Below are 22029 nucleotides of genomic sequence, written 5' to 3'. Positions count from 1 at the left end.
GAACAGCGTCGCGGTCATCGCCTCGATGGTGGGGCCGCGACTGCTTGGCGGGCTCGTCGACGATCTGGCGGCCGGGGAACGCGACCTCCAACTCGCCCGCATCACCGTGCTCTTCGCGCTCGCGCTCGCGCCCGCGCCCGCGCCCGCCCCCGCGCCCCAGCCCGCCCCTCCCGGCGTGGCGGCGCAGTCACAGGCGCAGGACCGCAGCACGGTGGGCCTGCGGCGGCCGAGCCCCGAGGAGTTGGCGCCGGAGGCCGTCGCCCAGCAGCCCCGGCACCGGGCACACACCGAACGCCCGCCCGGCCCCTCGCGGCTGGAGGCGCGCAGGGCGGCCCGTGCGCTGCGGCCCGGGCCCGGCATCATCGCCAGCCGCGCGATCGGTGAGGTCTTCATCACGGTCGGCGTGCTGATGCTGCTCTTCGTCGCCTACCAGCTGTGGTGGACCAACGTCCTCGCCGACCAGCAGGCGGGCGGCGCCACCGACAAGCTGCACCAGCAGTGGAAGAACAAGCCGGGCAGCGGCAAGGGTCCGGAGAACAAGGCCGGTGCCTTCAAGCCGGGCGAGGGCTTCGCGATCATCCACATCCCGAAGATCGACATCACGGCGCCGATCGCGCAGGGCGTCTCCAAGACCAAGGTGCTCGACAAGGGCATGGTCGGCCACTACGACGAGAAGCCGCTGAAGACGGGCATGCCCTGGGACAAGAAGGGCAACTTCGCGCTCGCCGGCCACCGCAACACCCACGGCGAACCGTTCCGCTACATCAACAAGCTGCAGTACGGGGACGTCGTCGTCGTGGAGACGCAGTCCAAGTACTACACGTACAAGGTGACGCGGCAGCTTCCGTCCACCTCCCCGTCCGATACGGGGGTGATCGACCCGGTCCCGCCGAAGTCCGGCTACACGAAGCCCGGTCGCTACATCACGCTGACCACCTGCACGCCGGAGTTCACCTCGAAGTACCGTCTGATCGTCTGGGGCATCATGGTGGACGAACGTCCGCGCAGCAAGGGCAAGCCGGACGCGCTCGTCGACTGACACCCCGACGACGAGCGGGACCGGGGTGGGGACCAGCGAGAATGCGGCGGAGGCGGCAACAGGTGGGCGAGGGCAAACGGGACGCTTCTGCTGAGGAGACGGCGCGGACGCCGGCGCGCGGGCGGATAGCCACCGTCGTCGGTGTCTTCGGTGAACTCCTCATCACCGCCGGGCTGGTGCTCGCGCTGTTCGTCGTCTACTCGCTCTGGTGGACGAACGTCCTCGCCGACCGGCAGGCCAAGAAGGAGAGCAACCGGGTCCGCGAGCACTGGGCCGCAGACCGCGGGCCCGGAGACCTCGACACCCGGGACGGCATCGGCTTCCTGCACGTGCCGTCGATGTCGTCGCGCGACATCCTGGTCAAGAAGGGCACCGACCCCAAGGAACTGAACCAGGGCATCGCGGGCTACTACACCGACCCCGTCAAGTCCGGCCTCCCGCAGGACCAGTCGGGCAATTTCGCGCTCGCCGCGCACCGCGACGGGCACGGCGCCAAGTTCCACAACATCGACAAGATCGACAAGGGCGACCCGGTCGTCTTCGAGACCAAGAACACCTGGTACGTGTACAAGGTCTTCAAGACCCTGCCGCAGACGTCGAAGTACAACGTGGACGTCCTGGACCCGGTCCCGAAGGGCTCGGGCAAGAAGGAGCGGGGCCGCTACATCACCCTCACGACGTGCACGCCGGTCTACACCTCGCGCTACCGCTACATCGTCTGGGGCGAGCTGGTCCGCACCGAGGACGTCGACAAGGACCGTACGCCCCCCGCCGAGCTGCGCTGACCGAGCGCTCCGCCCCTGGGACCCCGCTGGGGTCTCGAGGGCGGAGCGTCTCACCGTTGAAGCCCTCTCAGTGGCCGATGCCGCCGAAGATGCCGCCGCCGTCGCCGCCTCCGTCACCCTCGTCCGGGCCGCCCGGGCGGGTCATGATGTCGACCTTGTCGCCCTTCTTGCCCTGGGAGTTGGGGCCCGGGGTGGTGGTCAGAACGATCGCCTTGCCGTCCTGCGGGCCCTGGATGTTGCCGACGGTGAAGCCGGCGTCCTGGAGGGCCTTCTTGGCGTCCTTGAGCTTCTGGTTGGTGACGTCCGGCACGGTGGCGGGCTCGTCGGCGGGCGCCTTGGCGACGGTCAGCGTGACGGTGGTGCCCTCCGCCGCCTTGCCGGGGCCCGGGTTCTGCTTCAGCACGGTGCCCGCGGCCTTGGTCTCGTCGTCCTGTTCGGTCTTCGAGACCTTGAAACCGAGCGCTTCGAGCTGCGTCTTGGCCTGGTCGAAGGGCTTGTCGACGACGTTGGGCACGGTGGGCCTGGACTCGGTGGCCACGGTCACCGTGACCTTGTCGCCCTTCTTCGCCTTCTCACCGGCGGCGGGGTCCTGGTCGAGGACCGTACCGGCCTGCTGGTCCTCCGACTCCTGCTGCTTCTTGCCGACCTTGAAGCCCGCCTCCTGCAGCTTCTGCTTGGCGTCGGCGAAGACATCGCCGGTGACGTCAGGGACGCTGCGGGGCGCCTTGTCACGCGGGCCCTTGGACATGATCAGGTTGACGGTGCTGTTGGGCTCGACGCTCTCGCCGACCCCCGGGTCCGTCTTGCAGACGGTGCCCTTCTTCTCGTCGCAGAAGATGCTGTCGCCCTTGGCGGCCTTCAGCCTGGAGTTGCTGATCTGCTCCTCGGCCTCGGAGGCGGACAGCCCTGCGACGTTGGGCACATCCACGTTGTTGTTGGGCGAGTCGAGCAGCGCCTTGCCGATGAAGATCGCGCCGACCAGTACCAGGATCACCGCGAGCGCCAGCAGGATCGTGGACAGCGGGTTCCTGCCCTTGCGGCGGCTGCGCTGATTGTCGTAGTAGCCGCCGTCCTCCGCGCGCATCGGCGGCAGCATGGACGTCTGCGGCTCCTGGGCGCGCAGTGCCGTGGTGGGCTGGTCCTCCGGGTAGCCGCCGGGGCCCATCGCGGTGGCGGCGACCGGCTGGCCGTCCAGGCACGCCTCGATGTCGGCGCGCATCTCATCGGCGCTCTGGTAGCGGTAGTCCGGGTCCTTGACGAGCGCCTTCATCACGATCGCGTCCATGGCGGGCGAGATCTCGGGGTCGAAGGCGCTGGGCGGCTGCGGCTCCTCCCGTACGTGCTGATAGGCGACCGCGACCGGGGAGTCGCCGACGAACGGCGGCCGGACGGTCAGCAGCTCGTACAGCAGGCAGCCGGTGGAGTACAGGTCGGAGCGCGAGTCGACCGTCTCGCCCTTGGCCTGCTCCGGCGAGAGGTACTGCGCCGTTCCGATCACGGCGGCGGTCTGCGTCATCGTCATGCCGGAGTCGCCCATCGCGCGCGCGATGCCGAAGTCCATGACCTTGACCTGGCCGGTGCGCGTCAGCATGACGTTGGCGGGCTTGATGTCGCGGTGGACGATGCCGTTGCGGTGGCTGTACTCCAGCGCCTGGAGGATGCCGACGCACATCTCCATCGCCCGCTCGGGCAGCAGCTTGCGCCCGGAGTGCAGCAGCTCACGCAGCGTCGAGCCGTCCACGTACTCCATGACGATGTACGGGATGGAGACCCCGTCGACGTAGTCCTCGCCCGTGTCGTAGACCGCGACGATCGCCGGGTGGTTGAGCGAGGCGGCCGACTGGGCTTCCCGGCGGAAGCGGGCCTGGAACGACGGATCGCGGGCGAGGTCGACGCGGAGCGTCTTGACCGCGACCGTACGGCCCAGCCGGGTGTCCTGGGCGAGGTATACCTCGGCCATGCCTCCGCGGCCGAGCACCGAGCCCAGCTCGTACCGGCCGCCTAGGCGACGCGGCTCTTCCATAGTCTCCAGCCCTCTCCGGTCTTCCGTGCCGCGGCGCGTGGAACTCCCCCAGCCTCTTGCCGGGTGGGACCCCCAGGCTTGCGATACGGCGGTGTGCTGCTCGGCATACGGTACCCGTCCCAGGATGAGCGCCTGGCGTCGCCGTGGTGACCGGCCTCACCCGATGCGTGACCGGGCTCACCCGACCCCGCCGGCGTGCGCGTTACTGCTTCCCGTCGAGGACGGCCTCCATGACGCTCTTGGCGATGGGGGCTGCCAGCTTGCCGCCGGCGATGTCGCTGCGGAGTGTGTCGGAACTCTCCACCACGACAGCGACGGCGACGGGAGATCCGTCACTCGTCTTCGCATACGAGATGAACCAGGCGTAGGGGTTGTCCTTGTTGTTCTCGCCGTGCTGTGCGGTACCTGTCTTGCCACCCACCGTGACGCCGGGGATCTTGCCCGACGTTCCGGTGCCCTTCTCGACGACCGTCTCCATCGCCGACTGAAGCTTCGCCGCGTTCTCCGGCGATACCGGCTGGCTCAGCTCCTTGGGCTTGGTCTGTTCGACCACGTTCAGGTTCGGCGCCACCAGCTGGTCCACCATGTAGGGCTTCATCAGCTTGCCGTCGTTGGCGATCGCGGCGGCGACCATGGCCATCTGGAGCGGAGTGGCGCGGTTGGACGCCTGGCCGATGCCCGCCATGGCGTTCTGCGGCCGGTTGTCCTCGGGGTAGATGCTCTTGGCCGCGCGCACCGGCGTGTCCAGGTCCGGGTCGAGACCGCCGCCCTTGACGTCCTTCTTGAAGCCGAACTTCTCGGCCGCCTTGATCATCTCGTCGTTGCCGAGCTTGTCGCTCATCTTGGCGAAGACGGTGTTGCAGGACCACTGGAGCGCGACGCGGATGGAGGCGTTCTTGCACGCCGGGTTGTTGCCCTCGTTGCCCAGGTCCTTGGTGGTCTGCGGCAGCCGGTACGGAACTTCCGAGTCCGTCTTGGAGTCGACGCCGTCGTACTTGCCGCTCTCCAGGCCCGCGGCTGCGGTGACGACCTTGAACGTGGAGCCGGGCGGATACGTCTGGCGCAGCGCCCGGTTGAGCATCGGCTGGTCCTCGTCCTTGTCCAGCTTCGCGAACGTCTCGCTGTCCTTGCTGTTGACGCCGGCGAAGCTGGAGGGGTCGTAGGAGGGCTTGTTGGCCAGCGCGAGGATGGCACCGGTCTTCGGGTTGATCGCGGCGACCGCGCCCTTCTTGTCACCGAGTCCGTCGTAGGCGGCCTTCTGCGCCTTGGCGTTGAGCGTGGTGACGACGTTGCCGCCCTTCTGCGGCTTGCCGGTGATCATGTCGATGGTGCGGTTGAAGAACAGCCGGTCGTCGTCGCCGGTCAGGAATGGGTCGTAGAGGTTCTCCAGCTGGTTGGCGCCGACCGCCTGGGAGGCGTAGCCGGTGACCGGGGACCACAGCTTGCCGTCCTTGTAGGTGCGCTTGTACTTGAAGTCGGTGCCGTTGACGACCGTCGAGCCGGTGACCGCCTTGCCGTCGACGATGATGTTGCCGCGCGGCTGGGCGTAGCGCGCGATGTCGACGCGTCTGTTCTTCGGGTCGGTCTTGAGCTCGTCGGCCTGGACGAACTGCAGCCAGTTGGTCCGTACGAGCAGGGCCAGGACCAGCAGTCCGCAGAAGATCGCGATTCGGCGCAGGGGCTTGTTCACGGTCGGACCACCTGGGTCATCTCGGCGTCGGGTGAGGGAGCGGGTGCGGGCGCCGGGCGGCGGGCGGTGTCGCTGATCCTGATCAGGATGCCGAGCAGCGCCCAGTTGGCGAGCACCGAGGAGCCGCCGGAGGCCAGGAACGGCATCGTCATACCGGTCAGCGGGATCAGGCCCATCACACCGCCGGCGACGACGAAGACCTGGAGCCCGAAGGCGCCCGAGAGACCGACCGCCAGCAGCTTGCCGAACGGGTCGCGCGCGGCGAGGGAGATGCGGACCCCGCGCTCGACGACCAGTCCGTAGACGATCAGAACCGCCATCATGCCGGTCAGACCGAGCTCTTCACCGACCGTGGCGAGGATGAAGTCGGAGTTGGCCGCGAACCCGATCAGGTCCGAGTTGCCCTGGCCCCAGCCGCTGCCGAGCACCCCCCCGGAGCCGAACGCCCACAGGGCCTCCATGGCCTGTTCCGAATTGCCGGGGATGCCCTGCCTGGCCTTGAGGTAGGTGGACATCGGGTCGAGCCATGCCTCGACGCGCTGCTGCACGTGCGGCTCGAACGTGGCCACAGCCGCGGCGCCGCCCGCCGACAGGAGCAGACCGAAGACGATCCAGCTCGTGCGCTCGGTGGCGACGTACAGCATGATCACGAAGAGGCCGAAGAAGAGCAGCGAGGTGCCCAGGTCCGTCTCGAAGACCAGGATCATCAGGCTCAGCGCCCAGATCACCAGGATCGGCCCCAGGTCCCGGCCGCGGGGCAGATACAGCCCCATGAAGCGGCGGGAGGCCAGGGCCAGCGCATCGCGTTTCACCATCAGATAGCCCGCGAAGAAGACCGCGAGGATGATCTTCACGAACTCGCCCGGCTGGAGGTTGATGAAGCCCAGGTTCACCCAGATCCTGGCACCGTTGCGGGCCGGGAAGAACATCGGGAGGACCAGCAGCACCAGGCCGAGGGCCATGGAGATGTAGGTGTAGCGCTGCAGCACCCGGTGGTCCTTGAGCACCATCAGGATCGCCACGAACAGCGCCAGCCCGATCGCCGAGTAGAGCAGCTGCTTGGGGGCGTCGGGGCTGAAGGCGCCGAAGGCGTCCTTGGCGCGCTGCTGCAGCCGCTCCGACTGGTCCAGCCGCCAGATGATCACCAGTCCGAGCCCGTTGAGCAGGGTGGCCAGCGGCAGCAGCAGCGGGTCGGCATACGGCGCGTACCGCCGCACCACCAGGTGACCGACCCCCGCCAGCAGCACCATTCCGCAGCCGTAGCCGAGCATGCCCGAGGGCAGCTGGTCGTTGATCGCGAGTCCCACGTTGGCGTACGCGAAAACGGGGATGAGCACCGCGAAGACGAGCATCGCGAGCTCGGTGTTGCGGCGGCTCGGCAGTCCGCCGGAGGACACGGTCGTATTGCTGCCCGTGGTGGTGGTGAGGTTGCTCATTGCCTTGTGCCGCCCCCTACGGCCCGGTGCACTGCTTGGCCAGCTCCTGCTGCTTCTCCGAGAGCTCGGGGCTCGGCGACGGAGTGCTGGAGGCGCCGTCAGTGGTGTCGTTGGTGGAGCCGGAGGTGAAGGCGGCGTGGTTGGCCGTGCCCACGCCGGCGGTGCCCTCGCCGGCGCCCGCGGTGCCCGTGTCCGTACCGCCGGTGCCCGTGCCGCCGTTGGTGGCCGTGTCACCGGGCGTGTTCTGCTCGTCCTTGCGCTGCTTCTCGGAGTCCTTGCTCCCGTCCTTGCCGGAGTCCTTGGGCTTCTTCTTCTCCTCGGCGACGATCTTGCAGACCTTCGCCTGTTCGCCCAGTTCGTCCAGCTTGGCGCGGGCCTCGCTGCGGCTGCCCATCGCGATCGTCTCGCGCAGCTCCTTGCGGTGGAGGTCGGGCAGGTACTTGAGTTCGATCTCGGGGTGGTCCTGGTCGACCTTGTGCAGCTTGACGCCCGCCAGCTCCTGGTTGATGCCCCGGTAGAGCGCGACGTGGTCCTCGTTGGAGCCGACGTAGTACTGCGTCTGCGTCCAGCGGTAGCCGCCGTACAGCCCGCCGCCGGCCACGGCCAGCGCCAGCGCGATCCACAGCGAGCGCTTGAGCCACCGGCCCTTGCCCTTGCCGGGCTTGGCGAAGTCCGCGTCGGTGTAGGGGCCGAAAGCACCGGTGGGCCCCGCGGGATCGGCGTTCGGCGGCCCGAACCCCTCGGGAGTCCCGGGCCCGCCCTGCGGCGGCACCCCGCCGCCGCGCCCCAACTCGGCGGCGCGCGCCGCCGGGGTGCTGCGGGCCGCGCCGTCGCCGCCCAGCGGCTGCTGGCTCTCGGCGACCGCGCCGACGATGACGGGGGTGTCGTTCAGCTGCCCGTGCAGGGTGTCCTCGGGCCCGAGGGCGTCCACATCGAGCACATCGGCCACGATGCAGGTGATGTTGTCGGGGCCGCCGCCGCGCAGCGCGAGCTGGATCAGCTCCTGCACGGTGTCCTGCGGGCCGTGGTAACCGGCCAGCGTCTCCTCGATGGTCTGATGCGAGACGACCGCCGAGAGCCCGTCCGAGCACAGCAGATAGCGGTCACCGGCGCGCACCTCGCGGATCGACAGATCCGGCTCCACATGGTCGCCGCTGCCCAACGCCCGCATCAGCAGCGAGCGCTGCGGGTGCGTGGTGGCCTCTTCCTCGGTGATGCGGCCCTCGTCCACCAGCCGCTGCACCCAGGTGTGGTCCTGGGTGATCTGGGTGAGCCGGCAGTCCCGCAGCAGATAGGCGCGGGAGTCGCCGACGTGTACCAGGCCGAGCCGCTGGCCCGTCCACAGCAGCGCGGTCAGCGTGGTGCCCATGCCCTCCAGCTGCGGGTCCTCCTCGACCATGACGCGCAGCTGGTCGTTGGCGCGCTGCACGGTCGTACCGAGGGAGGTGAGGATGTCCGAGCCGGGAATGTCCTCGTCGAGCTGGACCATGGCGGAGATCACCTCGGACGAGGCGACCTCCCCGGCGGCCTGGCCGCCCATCCCGTCGGCGACCGCGAGCAGCCGTGGACCGGCGTAGCCGGAGTCCTCGTTGTGCTCGCGGATCATGCCGTCGTGTGATCCGGCGGCAAAGCGCAGTGACAGGCTCATGCGCACCTCGCCCGTCGGCTCCGGGTACATCCGCACGGTGCCCACCCTCCGGTCGTCATGTCGGTACTACTTCCGCAGCTCGATGACCGTCTTGCCGATACGGATCGGCGCTTCGAGCGGGATCGGCGTCGGTGTGGTGAGCCGGGTCCGATCGAGATAGGTGCCGTTGGTCGACCCGAGATCCTCGACGATCCACTTTCCGTCACGGTCCGGGTAGATCCTGGCATGCCGGCTGGACGCGTAGTCGTCGTCCAGCACGATCGTTGAGTCATGCGCGCGGCCCAGGGTGATGGTCTGCCCCTGGAGGGCCACGGTGGTGCCGGTGAGCGACCCCTCGGTCACGACGAGTTTGGTGGGGGCGTTCCTGCCCCGGCCGCGCCTGCCGCCGCCCTGCGGGGGCTGCTGGGGCTGGGGCCGCTGCTGCGGGGGGCGCTGCGCTTCGGCGCGCCGGGCGGTGCGCTGCGTCACCCTGGTGCCGAACAGGTCACTCCTGATGACCTGGATGGACACGATGACGAACAGCCACAGTACGGCGAGAAACCCCAACCGCATGACCGTGAGGGTCAGCTCTGACATTGCCCCCGCTTCACCCTTCGGCTTGCCGGTAAATGATCGTGGTGCTGCCCACGACGATGCGTGAGCCGTCGCGGAGCGTAGCGCGCGTGGTGTGCTGTCCGTCCACCACGATTCCGTTTGTGGAGCCCAGATCCTGGATCGAGGAGGGATTTCCCGCGCGGATCTCGCAGTGGCGGCGCGAGACCCCGGGGTCGTCGATCCGCACGTCGGCCTCCGTGCTGCGGCCCAGCACCAGGGTCGGGCCGGAGATCTGGTGGCGGTTGCCGTTGATCTCGACCCAGCGCCGCGTCTCGGCACCCGGCAGCGGGCCGGCGGGGCCCGCCGGGCCCGGCGCGTAGGAGGGCGGGGCCGTGGGAGCGGGCGGCGCCGAGGCGGGCCGCGGCGGGTATCCGGCGCCTCCGCCTCCGCCGGCGCCTCCGCCGGCGCCGTACCCGGCGGCTGCCGGTCCGCCGTGCTGCTGGGGCTGGGAGGTGCTGGAGGCGAGGGTGCGGCTGCGTACGCGGTAGAGGCCGGTGTCGAGGTCGTCGGCCTTCTCCAGATGGACCTTGATCGCGCCCATGAACGTGTAGCGCTGCTGCTTGGCGTAGTCCCGCACCATGCCCGCGAGTTCGTCGCCGAGCTGGCCCGAGTACGGGCTGAGCCGCTCGTGGTCCGGCGGGCTGAGTTCGACGACGAAGTCGTTGGGGACAACCGTGCGCTCGCGATTCCAGATCGTCGCGTTGTTGTCGCACTCCCGCTGGAGGGCGCCCGCGATCTCCACGGGTTGCACCTCGGACTTGAACACCTTCGCGAAGGTGCCGTTCACGAGACCCTCGAGTCGCTGCTCGAACCGCTTCAGTACTCCCACGACGCACCTCCTTCCCAGATGCTCTCCGACCTAGTGCCTGCTTGGTGCCTAGTGCCTTTTTCGTGCCTGGTGCCTGCTCGCGTGCCTGTTCCGTGCGCGGTGCCTCGCACCGTCCCCGCTTCCCAGTGTCCTGGATTCGGGCACGACGCTTCTGCGGTACTGCTTACTGATCGTATCCACGCGCGAGGAAATCGACTGGTTCCCCTCCGGGGCCCGGTGCTCAAGTGTTGCCCCTCACAGTGGTCCGCGCGCGCCCCCGCCCACAGTCGCCGTACCGCCGTACACCCTCGCATGGATAGTAGAGCGCCCGCGCTGGGTCCCGCACCGAGTGTCTGCACACAGGCCGGCTCAGAGGTCTGCGCAGCGGGGGCGGAGCAGGGGCGGAATACGGATGTGAGTCCACCCCGGGCAGCGTGCTAATCTTCTGGATGTCGGCAGGCGCCCGCACCGGGCGAGACGGCAACACCCAATGCGCGGGTGGCGGAATAGGCAGACGCGCTGGATTCAGGTTCCAGTGTCCGAAAGGACGTGGGGGTTCAACTCCCCCCTCGCGCACGGAGAGAAGGCTCCCACCGGGTTCCGGTGGGAGCCTTCTTCGTATCTGCGGGCTTCTCTTCGTGTGATACGGGCTTCGCGTGTACGGGCCGTGGCTCTTCGTGTCCGGCGGCCGGGCGGGCCTCAGGCGGCGAGCTGGGCTGCCAGGCTCTTGCCGCGGGACTGGGCGGCCTCGTGCGCCTTGGCGCGGGACTCCCTGGCCATCTCGATGAGCTGTTCCATGCCGGGCGTCGTCTCGGCCAGCGTGAGCTCCGGCACGATGAACTCGACGTCCAGCCCGAAGCCCTCGGCGCCCAGCACCTTCTCCAGGTAGGGCAGTACGAACTCGAAGCTCTCGCGCGGGGTGCCGGGGCCGTAGCCGCCGCCGCGGCTGGCGACGACCGTGGCGGGCTTGCCGGCTGCCGTCCGGTTCTCCGAACCCGTGGTGCGGCCCATGATGATCACGTGGTCCAGCCACGCCTTGAGGGTCGAGGGGATCGTGTAGTTGTACATCGGGGCGCCGATCAGCACCGCGTCCGCCTGCTCGAACTCGGTGGCCAGCCGGTCGCGGAGCGCGAAGGCCGCGGCCTGCTCGGCGGTGTGGTTCTGCGGAGGTATGAAACCCGCGGCTGCGGCCAGGCTCTGCAGGTGCGGGATCGGGTCGGCGTTCAGGTCGCGGTAGATCACCTTTCCGTCCGGGTGCTGGGCCTCCCATGCCTCGCGGAAGGAGGCGGTGACGGAGCGGGAGACGGAGACGCCGTCCGGGTTCACGGAGGTGTCGATGTGCAGGAGGGTGGCCATCGGGGGACTCCTAGTGTTTCGTAAGTTGTCGAACTTTCCGACGTAGCTAGTTATAACACAGCCACTTACTTTTCTGCACCTCCTTGCCCCGACGCAGTACCCTGGTGCCATGTCAGAGCTTGGAGAGGTGCGCGACCTGCCGCCGGAGCGTGCTGCGGACGCTGCGGTCTGCACGGAGCCGGAGAGCGCCATAACGCGCGTCTTCCACCTGCTCGGCAAGCGGTGGACGGGGCTGATCGTGGCGGCGCTGATGAGTGGCCCTGGTCACTTCGCCGAGCTGCGCCGGGCCGTGCCGGGCATCAGTGAGCGGATGCTCTCCGACCGGCTCACCGAGCTGGCGGCCTTCGGCCTGGTCTCCCGCTCCGTCGAGGAGGGCCCGCCGCTGCGGGTCAGCTACAGCCTCACCGACTCCGGGCACGCGCTGCGGCCCGCCATGGTCGAGCTCACGCGCTGGGCCGACAGCCACCTTCCGCAGTCCGCGGGATCCTGCCCTGAGGCGTTCAGGGAGTGACCGGAGCCGTTATCGGGGGCGGAGGCGCTCCCGGAGTGCCCTGAGGTGTTCCGGCGCGTGCCGGGGAGCGGCGGTCGTAGGGTGGTGGCGATGAACGCCAACTCCCCCGCCGAGGCGAGCGAGGACCCGAAGGTGAGCGAAGGCCCGACAGCGGGTGAGCAGTCCGGTGCTGAGGGTGTCGGAACCGGTGCTGAGGGGGCCGAACCCGGTACCGAGCGGCTCGAGAAGGCGGTGCGCGCCGCGGAGACCGCGCTGATCGAGTACGAGATCGCGGTCGAGACCTTCCGGGTCGAGGTGGAGAACTTCTCCCGGCTGCACCACCAGCGGCTCGGCCCCGTCTACGCGCGGCTCGACGAGCTGGACGCGCAGATCGCCGAGGCGATCGCGGCCCGCACCGGCGACCCCGAGGACATCCGCAAGGCCGACGAGGCACGCGGCGCCGTACTGCCGATGCCGAAGGTGGATGAGCTCTTCTTCGGCTGGATCGACTCCAGCGGCATGCTCCCCGAGGCCCAGGCGATGCTCAACGAGCAGTCCGTCAGCCCTCCGAGCCGGGTGCGGCCCAGTGAGGAGGCCCGCAGGGCGTACCGGGAGCTGGTCCGCAAGGCACACCCCGACCTCGCGCAGGACGACGCGGAGCGCGAGCGGCGGGAGGCGTTCCTCGTGCGGGTGAACAAGGCGTACGCGGACGGCGACGCGCCCGCGCTCGCCGCGCTCGCCGAGGAGTGGGAAGCGGGCCCGCTGCCCGAACCCGTGGCCGAACTGCTGCGCAGCGAGGAGCTGTACGCGCGTCTTGAGTGGCTGGCGCAGCGCAAGGAGATGCTTGCCGCGGTGGCGGCCGAGCTGGAGGAGAGCGCGATCGGGGCGATGCTGAAGCTGGCGCCCGACGACCCCGACGCGCTGCTGGAGGAGATCGCCGAGCAACTGCTCGGGCAGGTGGCCGAGCGCGAGCGGGAGCTCGCCCGGCTGAGAGAGGGAGAGCACGAATGAACGCCCTTCCCGGGCAGGTGCCGCAGACGGACGCCGCCTCCGTACCGGCCGACGCGCTGCTGCTGGACGTACGCGAGGACGACGAGTGGGCCGCCGGGCGCGCTCCTGGTGCGCTGCACATTCCGATGAGCGAGTTCGTCGCGCGGCAGGGCGAGTTGACCGAACGGCTCGGCGAGGGCGGGCGGGTGTATGTGATCTGCCGCGTCGGCGGGCGCTCAGCGCAGGTCGCGGCGTACCTCGCCCAGCAGGGCGTGGACGCGGTGAACGTCGACGGCGGCATGCTGGCCTGGCACGCCGCGGGGCGTCCCCTTGAGGGGGACGCGGGGTCGGCTTTCGTGCGGTAGCGCTTCGCGCCCCGGTGAGGGGGTGCCCCTTGCTGTGCGTTGCAGGCTGCGGGTTCTCCCCCAGCCTCCGGCCGGGAGGTGCCCCCAGGCTGGTCGCGCCCACGCGGCGGAGCCGCATGTCAGATACAGCCCCGCGCCCCTTCGGGGCGCACCTCTCATGTCAGTGGGTGGCGAGCAGGTCCGCGAGGGCCGCCTCATGGGCGGCTGCCGGGCCGTAGGAGAGCTCCCATTGCTTGGCCCAGGCATGAAAGCGGTGCAGCGGGTAGTCGGTGTCGGCGCCCATGCCACCGTGCAGATGCTGTGCCGTCTGCACCACCCTGCGTACCCCGTCGGCCGCCCACATCTTGGCGACGGCCACCTCGACCGGGTCGAGCCGCCAGGCCGCCTGCCAGAGGGTGGCCTCCATCGCGCGCAGGTCGATGTAGCGGTCGGCTGCCTGGACGGCGACCGCCTGGAACGTGGCGACGGGGAACCCGAACTGCTCGCGCTGGCTGACGTATGCGCTGGTCATCTCCAGCACCCGGCTGCCCAGGCCGAGCGCCAGCGCACAGGTGCCGGTGGCCAGCAGCCGGTGCAGCCGGGCGGGAGCGTCCGGATGGGCGATGACGTCGCGCGCCGGTACGCGCACCGCTTCCAGCCGCATCTCGGCGTAGCGTTCGCCGTTGGTGGACGCCTGCTCGGCGAGCAGGAGGCCTGCGGTGCCGGGTGCGAGGAGGGCCAGCAGGGGGCGGCCCTCGGCGGTTCGCGCCGGGATGACGGCGAAGTCCGCGGTGGCCGCCCACGGCACGGCGGTCTGCACCCCCTCCAGCACCCAGCCGTCCCCGTCGGGCGCCGGTAGCGCCGTCACGGCGTGCTCGGCCGGTTCGTGGCCCGTACGTCCCTGTCCGGCGACCGTGACCGCCAGTTCGCCGGCCGCGATCCGCGGCAGGAGCGCGGCGCGCGCTTGTTCGGTGCCGTACTCGGCGAGGACGAGGGCCGCGGCGCTGGTCTCCAGCAGTGGTACGCGCGCCAGCACGCGGCCCGCCTCGCGCAGCACCAGGCACAGCGCCACCAGGTCGAGGCCCAGGCCGCCGTGCTCGGCAGGCACGGTGAGGCCGAGCAGGTCGGAGCGGGCGAGCCGCTGCCACAGTGCCCGGTCGAAGTCGTCGGCGACCGCACCCGGCGTCAGCGCCGGGCTGTCCACGGCGTCCGGCGACACCTGTGCGAAGACGGCCCTGGCCGCTTCCTGGGCCGCCTGCTGCTCTTCGCTGAAGCTGAAGTCCATGGCGCTCTCCCCGGGGGTCCGCTGAATTCCTCCGCACACAGAACTGACGAGCCGTCAGGTTAGGGCGGGCGGGCGGACTTCACCAGAGGGCGGACTCACGCGTCGAAATCGACCTCCACTTTCTCGGTGAGCGGATGCGACTGGCAGGCCAGCACATACCCCGCGTCCAGCTCCTCCGGCTCCAGCGCGAAGTTGCGGTCCATATGGATCTCGCCGCCGAGCAGCCGGGCCCGGCAGGTGCCGCAGACCCCTCCCTTGCAGGCGTACGGGGCGTCGGTCCGGTTCCGCAGCACCGTCTCCAGCAGCGTCTCCCCCTCCTGTGCGGGCCAACTGCCGCCGCGTCCGCCCAGGGTGGCGCTGACCGTGGCGGAGCCGGATACCGACCGGCCGGTGGGTGGCGGTGCGGGGCGGGCAGCGGCGGAGCTGTCCGCGTGGAAGATCTCCTGGTGGATACGGTCCCTGGGCACCTCCAGCGCCCGCAGCGCCTTCGTCGCGCCCTCCACCAGGCCGAGCGGGCCGCACAGATACCAGCCGTCCGTCTCCCGCACCCCGGCAGCGGTCAGCAGGGCGGGCAGCAGCGTGGTCAGCCGCTGCTCGTCCAGCCGACCGGAGGGCAGCCCGCTGTGTTGTTCCTCGCGGGAGAGCGCCGTCACCAGCTGGAAGCGGCTGGGATAGCGGTCCTTGAGGTCGGCGACCTCCTCCAGGAACATCGTGGAGGCCGTGGTGCGGTCACTGCGTATCAGGCAGAAGCGGGCCTGTGGCTCGCGGGCCAGCAGTGTGCCGGCCATGGACAGCACGGGCGTGATCCCGCTGCCGCCCACCACCGCGGCGAACCGGCCGGGGCGCGGCTCCAGCACGAAGCGGCCGATGGGTGGCAGCACTTCGACGGTGCTGCCCTCGGTCAGCTCCTTGAGTGCGTACGTGGAGAACTCGCCGCCCTCCACCAGCCGGATGCCCACCCGCAGTGTCGCGGGCCGGGGGTCGGCCGGGTCGCACAGCGAGTAGGTGCGGCGTATCTCCTCGCCTCGTTCGGTCACCCGCCGCAGGGTGAGGTGCTGGCCGGGGGCGTAGCCGAAGGACTCGCGCAGCTCGGGCGGTACGTCGAGGGTGAGCGCTGCCGCGTCGTCGGTCAGCCGCTCGAGCGAGCGGACGCGCAGCGGGTGGAAGGCCGGCGCTGTGGGCACCCTCAGACCTCCTTGAAGTGGTCGAACGGCTCCCGGCAGTCGGTGCAGCGGCGCAGTGCCTTGCAGGCCGTGGAGGAGAACCGGCTGAGCAACTCCGTTGCGGCCGAACCGCAGTTCGGGCAGCGGACCGGCTCCGGGGCCGGAGCCTGCGCCGGGTGTGTGTGCCGGGTGGGGGAGAGGCCCACCAGGACTGGTCCAGCACGCCGGGCCCCGGCGCGGGGCGGTGCGACGCCGTGCTCGGCGAGCTTGCGGCGGCCCTCCTCGCTGATGTCGTCGCTCGACCAGGGCGGCGAGAGCACCGTACGGACCTCGACGCGCTCGGCGCCGCCCTCTTCCCGCAGCACCCGCTCGATGTCGGCCGCCATCGCCTCGATCGCGGGGCAGCCGGTGTAGGTCGGGGTCAGCTCGACCCGCACATGACCGGGCTCCGGTTCCGCCACCCGGCGCAGCACGCCCAGCTCGGCGAGGGTGATCACAGGCAGCTCCGGATCGGGCACCGAGCCGGCCAGCTGGGTCAGGGACGCCTCTCGGGGGTGTCGCCCCGCGGGCGCCGAGCCGGTCACCATGTCGCCCCCGGGTGGCTGCGGTGCAGATGCTGCATCTCGGCGAGCAGCCGGCCGAACGGCTCGGTGTGCAGCCCCTGGCGGCCCGCGCCGGCGGACCAGGCGCCCTCGCTCGGGCCCTCGGGGACGGTGAGCCCGGCGCGGCCGAAGACGTCACGGATGTCCGCGTGCCACTCCTCGGCAAGCTCCTGCCACGCCACGTCCAGGCCCTCGACGGGCTGGAACAGCTCGCCCGTGTACCGCCACAGTGCATCGGCGGCGCGCTGGGTGCGGGCGTGGCTCTCCTCCGTGCCGTCGCCCAGCCGCAGCGTCCACTGCTCGGCGTGGTCGCGGTGGTAGGCCGTCTCGCTGGCCGCCTTGGCCGCCAGCGGGAGCACCGGCGACAGCCGGGCGTAGAGCGGCTGTTGGTACGCGGAGAAGAACAGCTGCCGCACCATGGTGTGCGCGAAGTCTCCGTTGGGCTGTTCCACCAGCTGGCAGTTGCGGAAGGCGCGTTCCTCCCGGAGGAAGGCGATCTCGTCCTCGCCGCCCAGCACTTCGGCGAGCCCGGCGTACAGCGCGCGGGCCTGGCCCAGCAGGTCCAGCGCGATGTTGGCCAGCGCCATCTCCTCCTCCAGCACGGGGGCGTGGCCCGCCCATTCGCCGAGGCGGTGGGAGAGGATCAGCGCGTCGTCGGCGAGCGGGAGGGTGGCCAGGGCCTGCGGTGCTGTGGCCGTCACAGATTCCGCACCCCTTCCGGGACCTCGTAGAACGTGGGATGGCGGTAGGGCTTGTCGGCGGCGGGCTCGAAGAAGGGGTCCTTCTCGTCCGGCGAGGAGGCGGTGATCTCGCTGGAGGGGACCACCCACAGGGAGACGCCCTCGCTGCGGCGGGTGAACAGATCCCGCGCGTTGCGCAGCGCCAGCTGGGCGTCCGGGGCATGCAGGCTGCCCGCGTGGGTGTGCGAGAGGCCGCGCCTGCTGCGTACGAAGACCTCCCACAGGGGCCAGTCGGCACTCATGGCTCAACTCCTCGCTGTCCGGGGTGCGGACGCCGCACCCTGCGCGGCGCGGGCCGCCTGCTTGGCGGCGTGTGCCGCGGCTGCCTCGCGGACCCAGGCGCCGTTCTCATGCGCCGCACGGCGCTGGTTCAGCCGCTGTTCGTTGCAGGGGCCGTTGCCCTTGAGCACCTCGCGGAACTCCTGCCAGTCGATGGCGCCGAAGTCCCAGTGGCCCCGCTCCTCGTTCCAGCGCAGCTCGGGGTCGGGGAGGGTGAGGCCCAGCGCTTCGGCCTGGGGGACGCAGATGTCCACGAAGCGCTGCCGCAGCTCGTCGTTGGAGTGCCGCTTGATCTTCCAGGCCATGGACTGGGCGCTGTGTGCCGACTCGTCATCCGGCGGGCCGAACATCATCAGCGACGGCCACCACCAGCGGTCCACCGCGTCCTGCGCCATCGCGCGCTGCGCCTCGGTGCCGCGGGCCAGGGCCAGCAGCAACTCGTAGCCCTGGCGCTGGTGGAAGGACTCCTCCTTGCAGATCCGGACCATCGCGCGGGCATACGGGCCGTACGAACAGCGGCACAGCGGCACCTGGTTGGTGATGGCGGCGCCGTCCACCAGCCAGCCGATGGCGCCGACGTCCGCCCAGGTCAGCGTGGGGTAGTTGAAGATCGAGGAGTACTTCTGGCGGCCCGTGTGCAGCTTGTCGAGCAGCTCGTCGCGCCCCGTGCCCAGCGTTTCGGCCGCGCCGTAGAGATACAGGCCGTGGCCCGCCTCGTCCTGCACCTTGGCCATCAGGATCGCCTTGCGGCGCAGCGAGGGCGCGCGGGTGATCCAGTTGGCCTCCGGCTGCATGCCGATGATCTCGGAATGCGCGTGCTGGGCGATCTGGCGGACGAGGGTGGAGCGGTAGGCGTCCGGCATCCAGTCCCGGGGCTCGATGCGCTCGTCGGCGGCGACGGCGGCGTCGAAGGCGGCCTGCAAGGAGCGCTCCGCCTCGGGATCCGCCGCACGCCCGCGCGCAGCCGGGTCGGGCGTACCGCTCACGCCCTCCCCCGCGCCGTGACCGCGCGGCGGCGATGTCACCGGTGTCATACCTGCCCCCTGATCCCTCGGCGTCCGGCCTACCGACCGATCGTTCGGTTCAAGGATGAGTGCGGGTCCTGAGCCTGTCAAGGGCGAATGCCGCCGAGCGGAGGGGCCAGCAGTGCCCTGCCCAGTACCCTCTGAGAGTCTCTGAGGCGGACCGGCCCGAGCATGGGCATGGGCATGGAAACAGGGGAGCAGGGGGCAGGGCATGGAGCCAGCGGCGCAGCAGGCGCCCGGGGGGGAAGGCATGCGCGGGATCGCCGCGCTCTCGTTGCCCGCGCGGATCTTCGTCGCGATAGCCGTGGCCGTCGTCACGGTCGGGATCGCGTTCCACGTGGCGATGGTCTTCTTGCAGACGGCCCCGGACAACACGATCAGCAAGCGGCACGGAGAGCTCGTCGACTCGTACGTCTACCCGGAGTTCGAGCGCAACTGGAAGCTCTTCGCCCCCAACCCCCTCCAGCAGAACGTCGCCGTACACGCGCGCGCGACCGTCGCCAAGCACGACGGCACCACCGAGACCACCGGCTGGGTCAACCTCAGCGCCATGGACGGCGAGGCCATCCACGGAAATCCGGCCCCCAGCCACACCCAGCAGAACGAACTGCGCCGCGCCTGGGAGTTCTACGTCGACAACCACGACGAGAAGGGCAAGCCCCTCGGGCTGCGCGGCAGGCTCTCCGAGCAGTACATCAAGCGCATCGTGATGCGGCGCTTCGGGCCCGAACTCAACGGTGGCAGCGTCGAGCGCATCCAGGTGCGCTCCGCCGTCACCCCGGTCGCCCCGCCACGGTGGAGCGATGAGCGGTACGACGTGAAAACCAGGTACACGACGCAGCCCTGGTGGCAGGTCACCAGCGCCGACCTTCCGGGAGGCGGCAAGTGACGGACGAGGGACGGTACATGGGGATCGAAGGACCGCGCGCACGGGTCGAGCGGTGCGTCTCGCGCGGCCTGGCCCGAATCACCGCACAGGCGCTCGGCCCCTACCAGACGGCGATCGTCCGGATCGGCTTCGGCGCCGCCTGGCTGTTCTTCCTGCTGCGCGAGTGGCCGCACCGGCAGGAGCTGTACGGCCCTGACAGCCCGTGGACCTGGGGGCTGGCCCGACAGCTGATCGACACCAACGACGCCTTCACGGTGCTGATGTGGTCCAGCAGCAACAGCTGGTTCCAGCTCGTCTACGTCGTCGCCATCGCGGCCGCCGCCGCCGTACTGCTCGGCTGGCACACCAGAGCCTCCACAGTGCTGTTCATGGTCGGGGTGCTCTCGCTGCAGAACCGCAGCGTCTTCATGGGCGACGGCGGCGACAACATCATCCATCTGATGTCGATGTACCTCGTCTTCACCCGCTGCGCGCAGGTGTGGTCCCTGGACGCCCGGCGGACGAGGCGCTTCCGGGAGCGCCGGAAGGCGGCCACCGAGCGCGCGGGCGAGCCGGGGGGCGAACAGTTGGCCGGGCGGCCGGACGCGGTCGAGCGCCCGGACACGGCCGGGTACCCGGATACGGCCGGGCGGCCGGACGCGGTCGGTGTCGCCGCCGTTGCCGGCAGCGCCGGGGTCGGGGGCGTGGTGCTGTGGACCGTTTTCGGCGCCGTATTGGTGGGCAGTTCCGTCGCGGGCGGTTTCAGCATCGGCTGGGCGCTCTTCTACTGGGCGCTGTGGGCCGTACACGGACTGTGGTGGGTCGTCAACAGGGCGGCGGTGCGCGGCGGTACGGCGGTGCGCGAGCTGCGCGACGTGTGCGACATCCTCGCCAATCTGGCGCACAACGGCGTACTGCTCGTCATCATGATCGAGGTCTGCCTGGTCTACTCGACGGCCGGCTGGTTCAAGATCCAGGGCTCCCGCTGGCAGGACGGCACGGCCGTCTACTACCCGATGAACCTGGACTACTTCACGCCCTGGCCTGAGCTGAGCCATCTGCTGGCGGGCAACGGCGTGATGGTCTTCCTGGTCACCTACGGGACGGTCGCCACCCAGGTCGCCTTCCCGTTCACCCTGCTCAACCGGCGGGCCAAGAACGTGCTGCTGGCCTTCATGATCACGGAGCATCTCAGCATCGCCGTACTGCTCGGACTGCCGTTCTTCTCGCTGGCGATGATCGCGGCCGACGCGGTGTTCCTGCCGACCGCCTTCCTGGTGTGGGCGGGCCGCCACTGTGCCGCGTTCGGCGGCCGGGTACGCGGTCTGCTGCCGGGCGGCCACCCAGGGGAGCCCCGGCCAGCGCCGGAGGGGGCTGCCCATGAGGCTGCTCCGAAGGTCTCGGCCTGACCGGGAGTGCTGAGGGGCTGCCAAGGGTCTGCTGCAAGGGCCTGCCGTGAGCGTCTGCGGGGGCCTGCTCAGGCCTGCTGGGGGCCTGGGGCGAGCCGTAGGGTTGGCCGGGTGACAGGTGAGACGGCTGGTGAGACGGCTGAGAGCCAGTGGGCGCGATACGCGCCTGAGGGCGTGCTGCTGGACGGTTTCCACGCACTGAAGCACGCGCTGCGGTTCGGTGCCCGGGTCCCGGTCGCGCTCACCACCGACCGGCGCGCCGCGCTCACGCTCGCCGAGGAGCTCGCGCCCGATCTGACCGGCCCTCTCGACGCACTGCTGCGCGAGGTCCCCGGCACGACACTGCGCACACTGGTGCCCCGCCCGCACCCCACTGGCGTGGCGGCCGTCGCACTACGGGACGCTCCTGCGCTCCCGGCAGCACCCGAGAGGGAAGCGCCCCTGGTCGTACTGGACAACCCGCGCAACCTCGGCAACGTAGGAGCCGTCGTACGGCTGGCGGCCGGCGCCGGTGCGGGCGGGGTGCTCACCACAGGCGACGTCGATCCCTGGCACCCGGCGGCGGTGCGGGCGGGCGCCGGGCTGCACTTCGCCACCCCGGTCGAGCGGCGCACGGTGGCCGAGCTGCCGGACGGCCCGCTGCTCGCCTTCGACCCGGGGGGCGCCGATCTGCGCACGGTCACTCTGCCGCCCGGGGCGATGCTGGCCTTCGGCTCCGAGCGGCACGGCCTCTCGAGCGAGATGCGGTCCCGCGCCGACCGGCTGGTCGCCCTCCCCATGCGCCCCCAGGTCTCCAGCTACAACCTCGCCACCAGCGTGGCGATGGCGCTGTACCACTGGATGGCGCGTTTCGGCTGATCCGCGCGCTCAGGGGACGGCCTACAGGTACGGGCCGCCCGTGCGGTGGTGTGCCTCGTTGGCCTGGCCCTCGTCCGGCATGACGCCCGGCGGCAGCGCCCTGCGCATCTGTTCCAGCTGCGCCCGAGCCGCCATCTGCTGCGCGAACAGCGCCGTCTGGATGCCGTGGAAGAGCCCCTCCAGCCAGCCGACCAACTGGGCCTGCGCAATGCGCAGCTCGGCGTCGGTGGGGGTGGACTCCTCCGTGAAGGGGAGGGACAGCCGCTCCAGCTCCTCGATCAGCTCGGGTGCTAGCCCGTCCTCCAGCTCCTTGATCGAGCTGGTGTGGATCTCCTTCAGGCGCGCCCTGCTGGCCTCGTCCAGCGGTGCCGCCTTCACTTCCTCGAGCAGCTGCTTGATCATGCTGCCGATCCGCATGACTTTCGCGGGCTGTTCCACCATCTCCGTCACAGGGACCTCAGCCTGCTCATCGCTCTCGCCATCGCCGTTGCCCTTGGCGCCGGTACCCCCGAGAGCCATCCCGTCCGGCCCTACGACCAGGACCTGCGGGCTCTCCTGCGACTTCTCGTTGTGCGGCTGTGTCATGCACCCCATTCT

Annotated in this window: 22 protein-coding genes and 1 tRNA gene; 9 read left to right on the top strand and 14 right to left on the bottom strand. The window is 70.4% G+C overall.

Going from position 1 to position 22029, the window contains the following annotated elements; all coding sequences use genetic code 11:
- On the top strand, nucleotides 1-1039 hold a 1039-nt coding region (locus tag ITI46_RS14130), incomplete at its 5' end, for a class E sortase (RefSeq protein ID WP_247745964.1).
- A 41-nt stretch (nucleotides 1040-1080) separates the two neighbouring features.
- Nucleotides 1081-1824, top strand: coding sequence for a class E sortase (locus tag ITI46_RS14125; protein ID WP_247745963.1), 744 nt, complete (start codon nucleotides 1081-1083; stop codon nucleotides 1822-1824).
- A 67-nt stretch (nucleotides 1825-1891) separates the two neighbouring features.
- Here ITI46_RS14125 and pknB read toward each other — a convergent pair whose 3' ends face one another.
- The 6 genes from pknB to ITI46_RS14095 form a co-directional block, all read right to left on the bottom strand.
- Nucleotides 1892-3847 carry a Stk1 family PASTA domain-containing Ser/Thr kinase gene (pknB, locus tag ITI46_RS14120; protein ID WP_209239881.1) on the bottom strand — a complete coding sequence of 652 codons (1956 nt, stop codon included), beginning with the start codon at nucleotides 3845-3847 and terminating at the stop codon, nucleotides 1892-1894.
- A gap of 202 nt (nucleotides 3848-4049) precedes the next feature.
- Entirely contained in the window at nucleotides 4050-5537 is a 1488-nt protein-coding gene (locus tag ITI46_RS14115; RefSeq protein WP_209239880.1) for a peptidoglycan D,D-transpeptidase FtsI family protein, read from the bottom strand.
- Nucleotides 5534-6973, bottom strand: coding sequence for an FtsW/RodA/SpoVE family cell cycle protein (locus ITI46_RS14110; protein ID WP_209239879.1), 1440 nt, complete (start codon nucleotides 6971-6973; stop codon nucleotides 5534-5536). The genes ITI46_RS14115 and ITI46_RS14110 overlap by 4 nt, the downstream gene beginning before the upstream one ends.
- Nucleotides 6974-6989: 16 nt before the next feature.
- Entirely contained in the window at nucleotides 6990-8666 is a 1677-nt protein-coding gene (locus tag ITI46_RS14105; protein ID WP_209239878.1) for a Stp1/IreP family PP2C-type Ser/Thr phosphatase, read from the bottom strand.
- A 21-nt stretch (nucleotides 8667-8687) separates the two neighbouring features.
- Nucleotides 8688-9197, bottom strand: coding sequence for an FHA domain-containing protein FhaB/FipA (locus ITI46_RS14100; RefSeq protein WP_209239877.1), 510 nt, complete (start codon nucleotides 9195-9197; stop codon nucleotides 8688-8690).
- A 10-nt stretch (nucleotides 9198-9207) separates the two neighbouring features.
- Nucleotides 9208-10044, bottom strand: coding sequence for an FHA domain-containing protein (locus ITI46_RS14095; protein ID WP_209239876.1), 837 nt, complete (start codon nucleotides 10042-10044; stop codon nucleotides 9208-9210).
- A 471-nt stretch (nucleotides 10045-10515) separates the two neighbouring features.
- Between ITI46_RS14095 and ITI46_RS14090 the strand changes: the two genes are divergently transcribed.
- Nucleotides 10516-10599: transfer RNA gene (locus ITI46_RS14090), tRNA-Leu, on the top strand.
- Between the two features lie 123 nt (nucleotides 10600-10722).
- Here the strand turns inward: ITI46_RS14090 and ITI46_RS14085 are convergent.
- Nucleotides 10723-11379 carry an FMN-dependent NADH-azoreductase gene (locus ITI46_RS14085; RefSeq protein WP_209239875.1) on the bottom strand — a complete coding sequence of 219 codons (657 nt, stop codon included), beginning with the start codon at nucleotides 11377-11379 and terminating at the stop codon, nucleotides 10723-10725.
- Nucleotides 11380-11488: 109 nt separating this feature from the next.
- Between ITI46_RS14085 and ITI46_RS14080 the strand changes: the two genes are divergently transcribed.
- From ITI46_RS14080 to ITI46_RS14070, 3 genes are all read left to right on the top strand, one after another.
- The gene (locus ITI46_RS14080; protein ID WP_209239874.1) at nucleotides 11489-11890 is read left to right on the top strand and encodes a winged helix-turn-helix transcriptional regulator; all 402 of its coding nucleotides are present in this window, start codon (nucleotides 11489-11491) and stop codon (nucleotides 11888-11890) included.
- Between the two features lie 90 nt (nucleotides 11891-11980).
- The gene (locus ITI46_RS14075) at nucleotides 11981-12880 is read left to right on the top strand and encodes a J domain-containing protein (RefSeq protein ID WP_209239873.1); all 900 of its coding nucleotides are present in this window, start codon (nucleotides 11981-11983) and stop codon (nucleotides 12878-12880) included.
- Nucleotides 12877-13224, top strand: a complete 348-nt coding sequence (locus ITI46_RS14070; RefSeq protein ID WP_209239872.1) for a rhodanese-like domain-containing protein — start codon at nucleotides 12877-12879, stop codon at nucleotides 13222-13224. Before ITI46_RS14075 ends, ITI46_RS14070 begins: the two co-directional genes overlap by 4 nt.
- A 160-nt stretch (nucleotides 13225-13384) precedes the next feature.
- Here ITI46_RS14070 and ITI46_RS14065 read toward each other — a convergent pair whose 3' ends face one another.
- The 6 genes from ITI46_RS14065 to paaA all read right to left on the bottom strand — a co-directional run bounded on the left by ITI46_RS14065 (nucleotide 13385) and on the right by paaA (nucleotide 18306).
- Complete coding sequence (locus tag ITI46_RS14065; RefSeq protein WP_209239871.1) at nucleotides 13385-14488, bottom strand: acyl-CoA dehydrogenase family protein; 1104 nt, start codon at nucleotides 14486-14488, stop codon at nucleotides 13385-13387.
- A 95-nt stretch (nucleotides 14489-14583) separates the two neighbouring features.
- A complete protein-coding gene (locus ITI46_RS14060) occupies nucleotides 14584-15672 on the bottom strand; it encodes a 2Fe-2S iron-sulfur cluster-binding protein (protein WP_209239870.1) in 1089 nt (362 codons plus the stop codon).
- A gap of 2 nt (nucleotides 15673-15674) precedes the next feature.
- Nucleotides 15675-16238, bottom strand: a complete 564-nt coding sequence (gene paaD / locus ITI46_RS14055) for a 1,2-phenylacetyl-CoA epoxidase subunit PaaD (RefSeq protein WP_209239869.1) — start codon at nucleotides 16236-16238, stop codon at nucleotides 15675-15677.
- Entirely contained in the window at nucleotides 16232-16954 is a 723-nt protein-coding gene (paaC, locus tag ITI46_RS14050; RefSeq protein ID WP_209239868.1) for a 1,2-phenylacetyl-CoA epoxidase subunit PaaC, read from the bottom strand. The genes paaD and paaC overlap by 7 nt, the downstream gene beginning before the upstream one ends.
- On the bottom strand, nucleotides 16951-17235 hold the full coding sequence (gene paaB / locus ITI46_RS14045; protein WP_209239867.1) for a 1,2-phenylacetyl-CoA epoxidase subunit PaaB: 285 nt from the start codon (nucleotides 17233-17235) through the stop codon (nucleotides 16951-16953). The genes paaC and paaB overlap by 4 nt, the downstream gene beginning before the upstream one ends.
- A gap of 3 nt (nucleotides 17236-17238) precedes the next feature.
- Entirely contained in the window at nucleotides 17239-18306 is a 1068-nt protein-coding gene (paaA, locus tag ITI46_RS14040) for a 1,2-phenylacetyl-CoA epoxidase subunit PaaA (RefSeq protein ID WP_209239866.1), read from the bottom strand.
- Between the two features lie 202 nt (nucleotides 18307-18508).
- On the opposite strand from paaA, the gene ITI46_RS14035 reads away from it, so the two are divergent.
- The 3 genes from ITI46_RS14035 (at nucleotide 18509) to ITI46_RS14025 (ending at nucleotide 21432) form a co-directional block, all read left to right on the top strand.
- Nucleotides 18509-19186: a DUF5819 family protein gene (locus ITI46_RS14035; protein WP_247745961.1), complete on the top strand. Its 678-nt coding sequence runs from the start codon at nucleotides 18509-18511 to the stop codon at nucleotides 19184-19186.
- 17 nt (nucleotides 19187-19203) lie between these two features.
- Nucleotides 19204-20574, top strand: a complete 1371-nt coding sequence (locus tag ITI46_RS14030) for an HTTM domain-containing protein (protein WP_209239865.1) — start codon at nucleotides 19204-19206, stop codon at nucleotides 20572-20574.
- 111 nt (nucleotides 20575-20685) lie between these two features.
- Nucleotides 20686-21432, top strand: coding sequence for a TrmH family RNA methyltransferase (locus ITI46_RS14025; protein ID WP_209239864.1), 747 nt, complete (start codon nucleotides 20686-20688; stop codon nucleotides 21430-21432).
- A 21-nt stretch (nucleotides 21433-21453) separates the two neighbouring features.
- Here the strand turns inward: ITI46_RS14025 and ITI46_RS14020 are convergent, their stop codons facing one another.
- Nucleotides 21454-22017: a bacterial proteasome activator family protein gene (locus tag ITI46_RS14020; RefSeq protein WP_209239863.1), complete on the bottom strand. Its 564-nt coding sequence runs from the start codon at nucleotides 22015-22017 to the stop codon at nucleotides 21454-21456.
- Between the last annotated feature and the right edge of the window lie 12 nt (nucleotides 22018-22029).

The sequence above is a fragment of the Streptomyces oryzae genome, assembly GCF_017676365.1.
GTDB classification, from domain to species: Bacteria; Actinomycetota; Actinomycetes; order Streptomycetales; family Streptomycetaceae; genus Streptomyces; species Streptomyces oryzae.
Note: the sequence above shows the minus strand (reverse complement) of the source record. Positions and strands in the feature narration are given on the sequence as shown.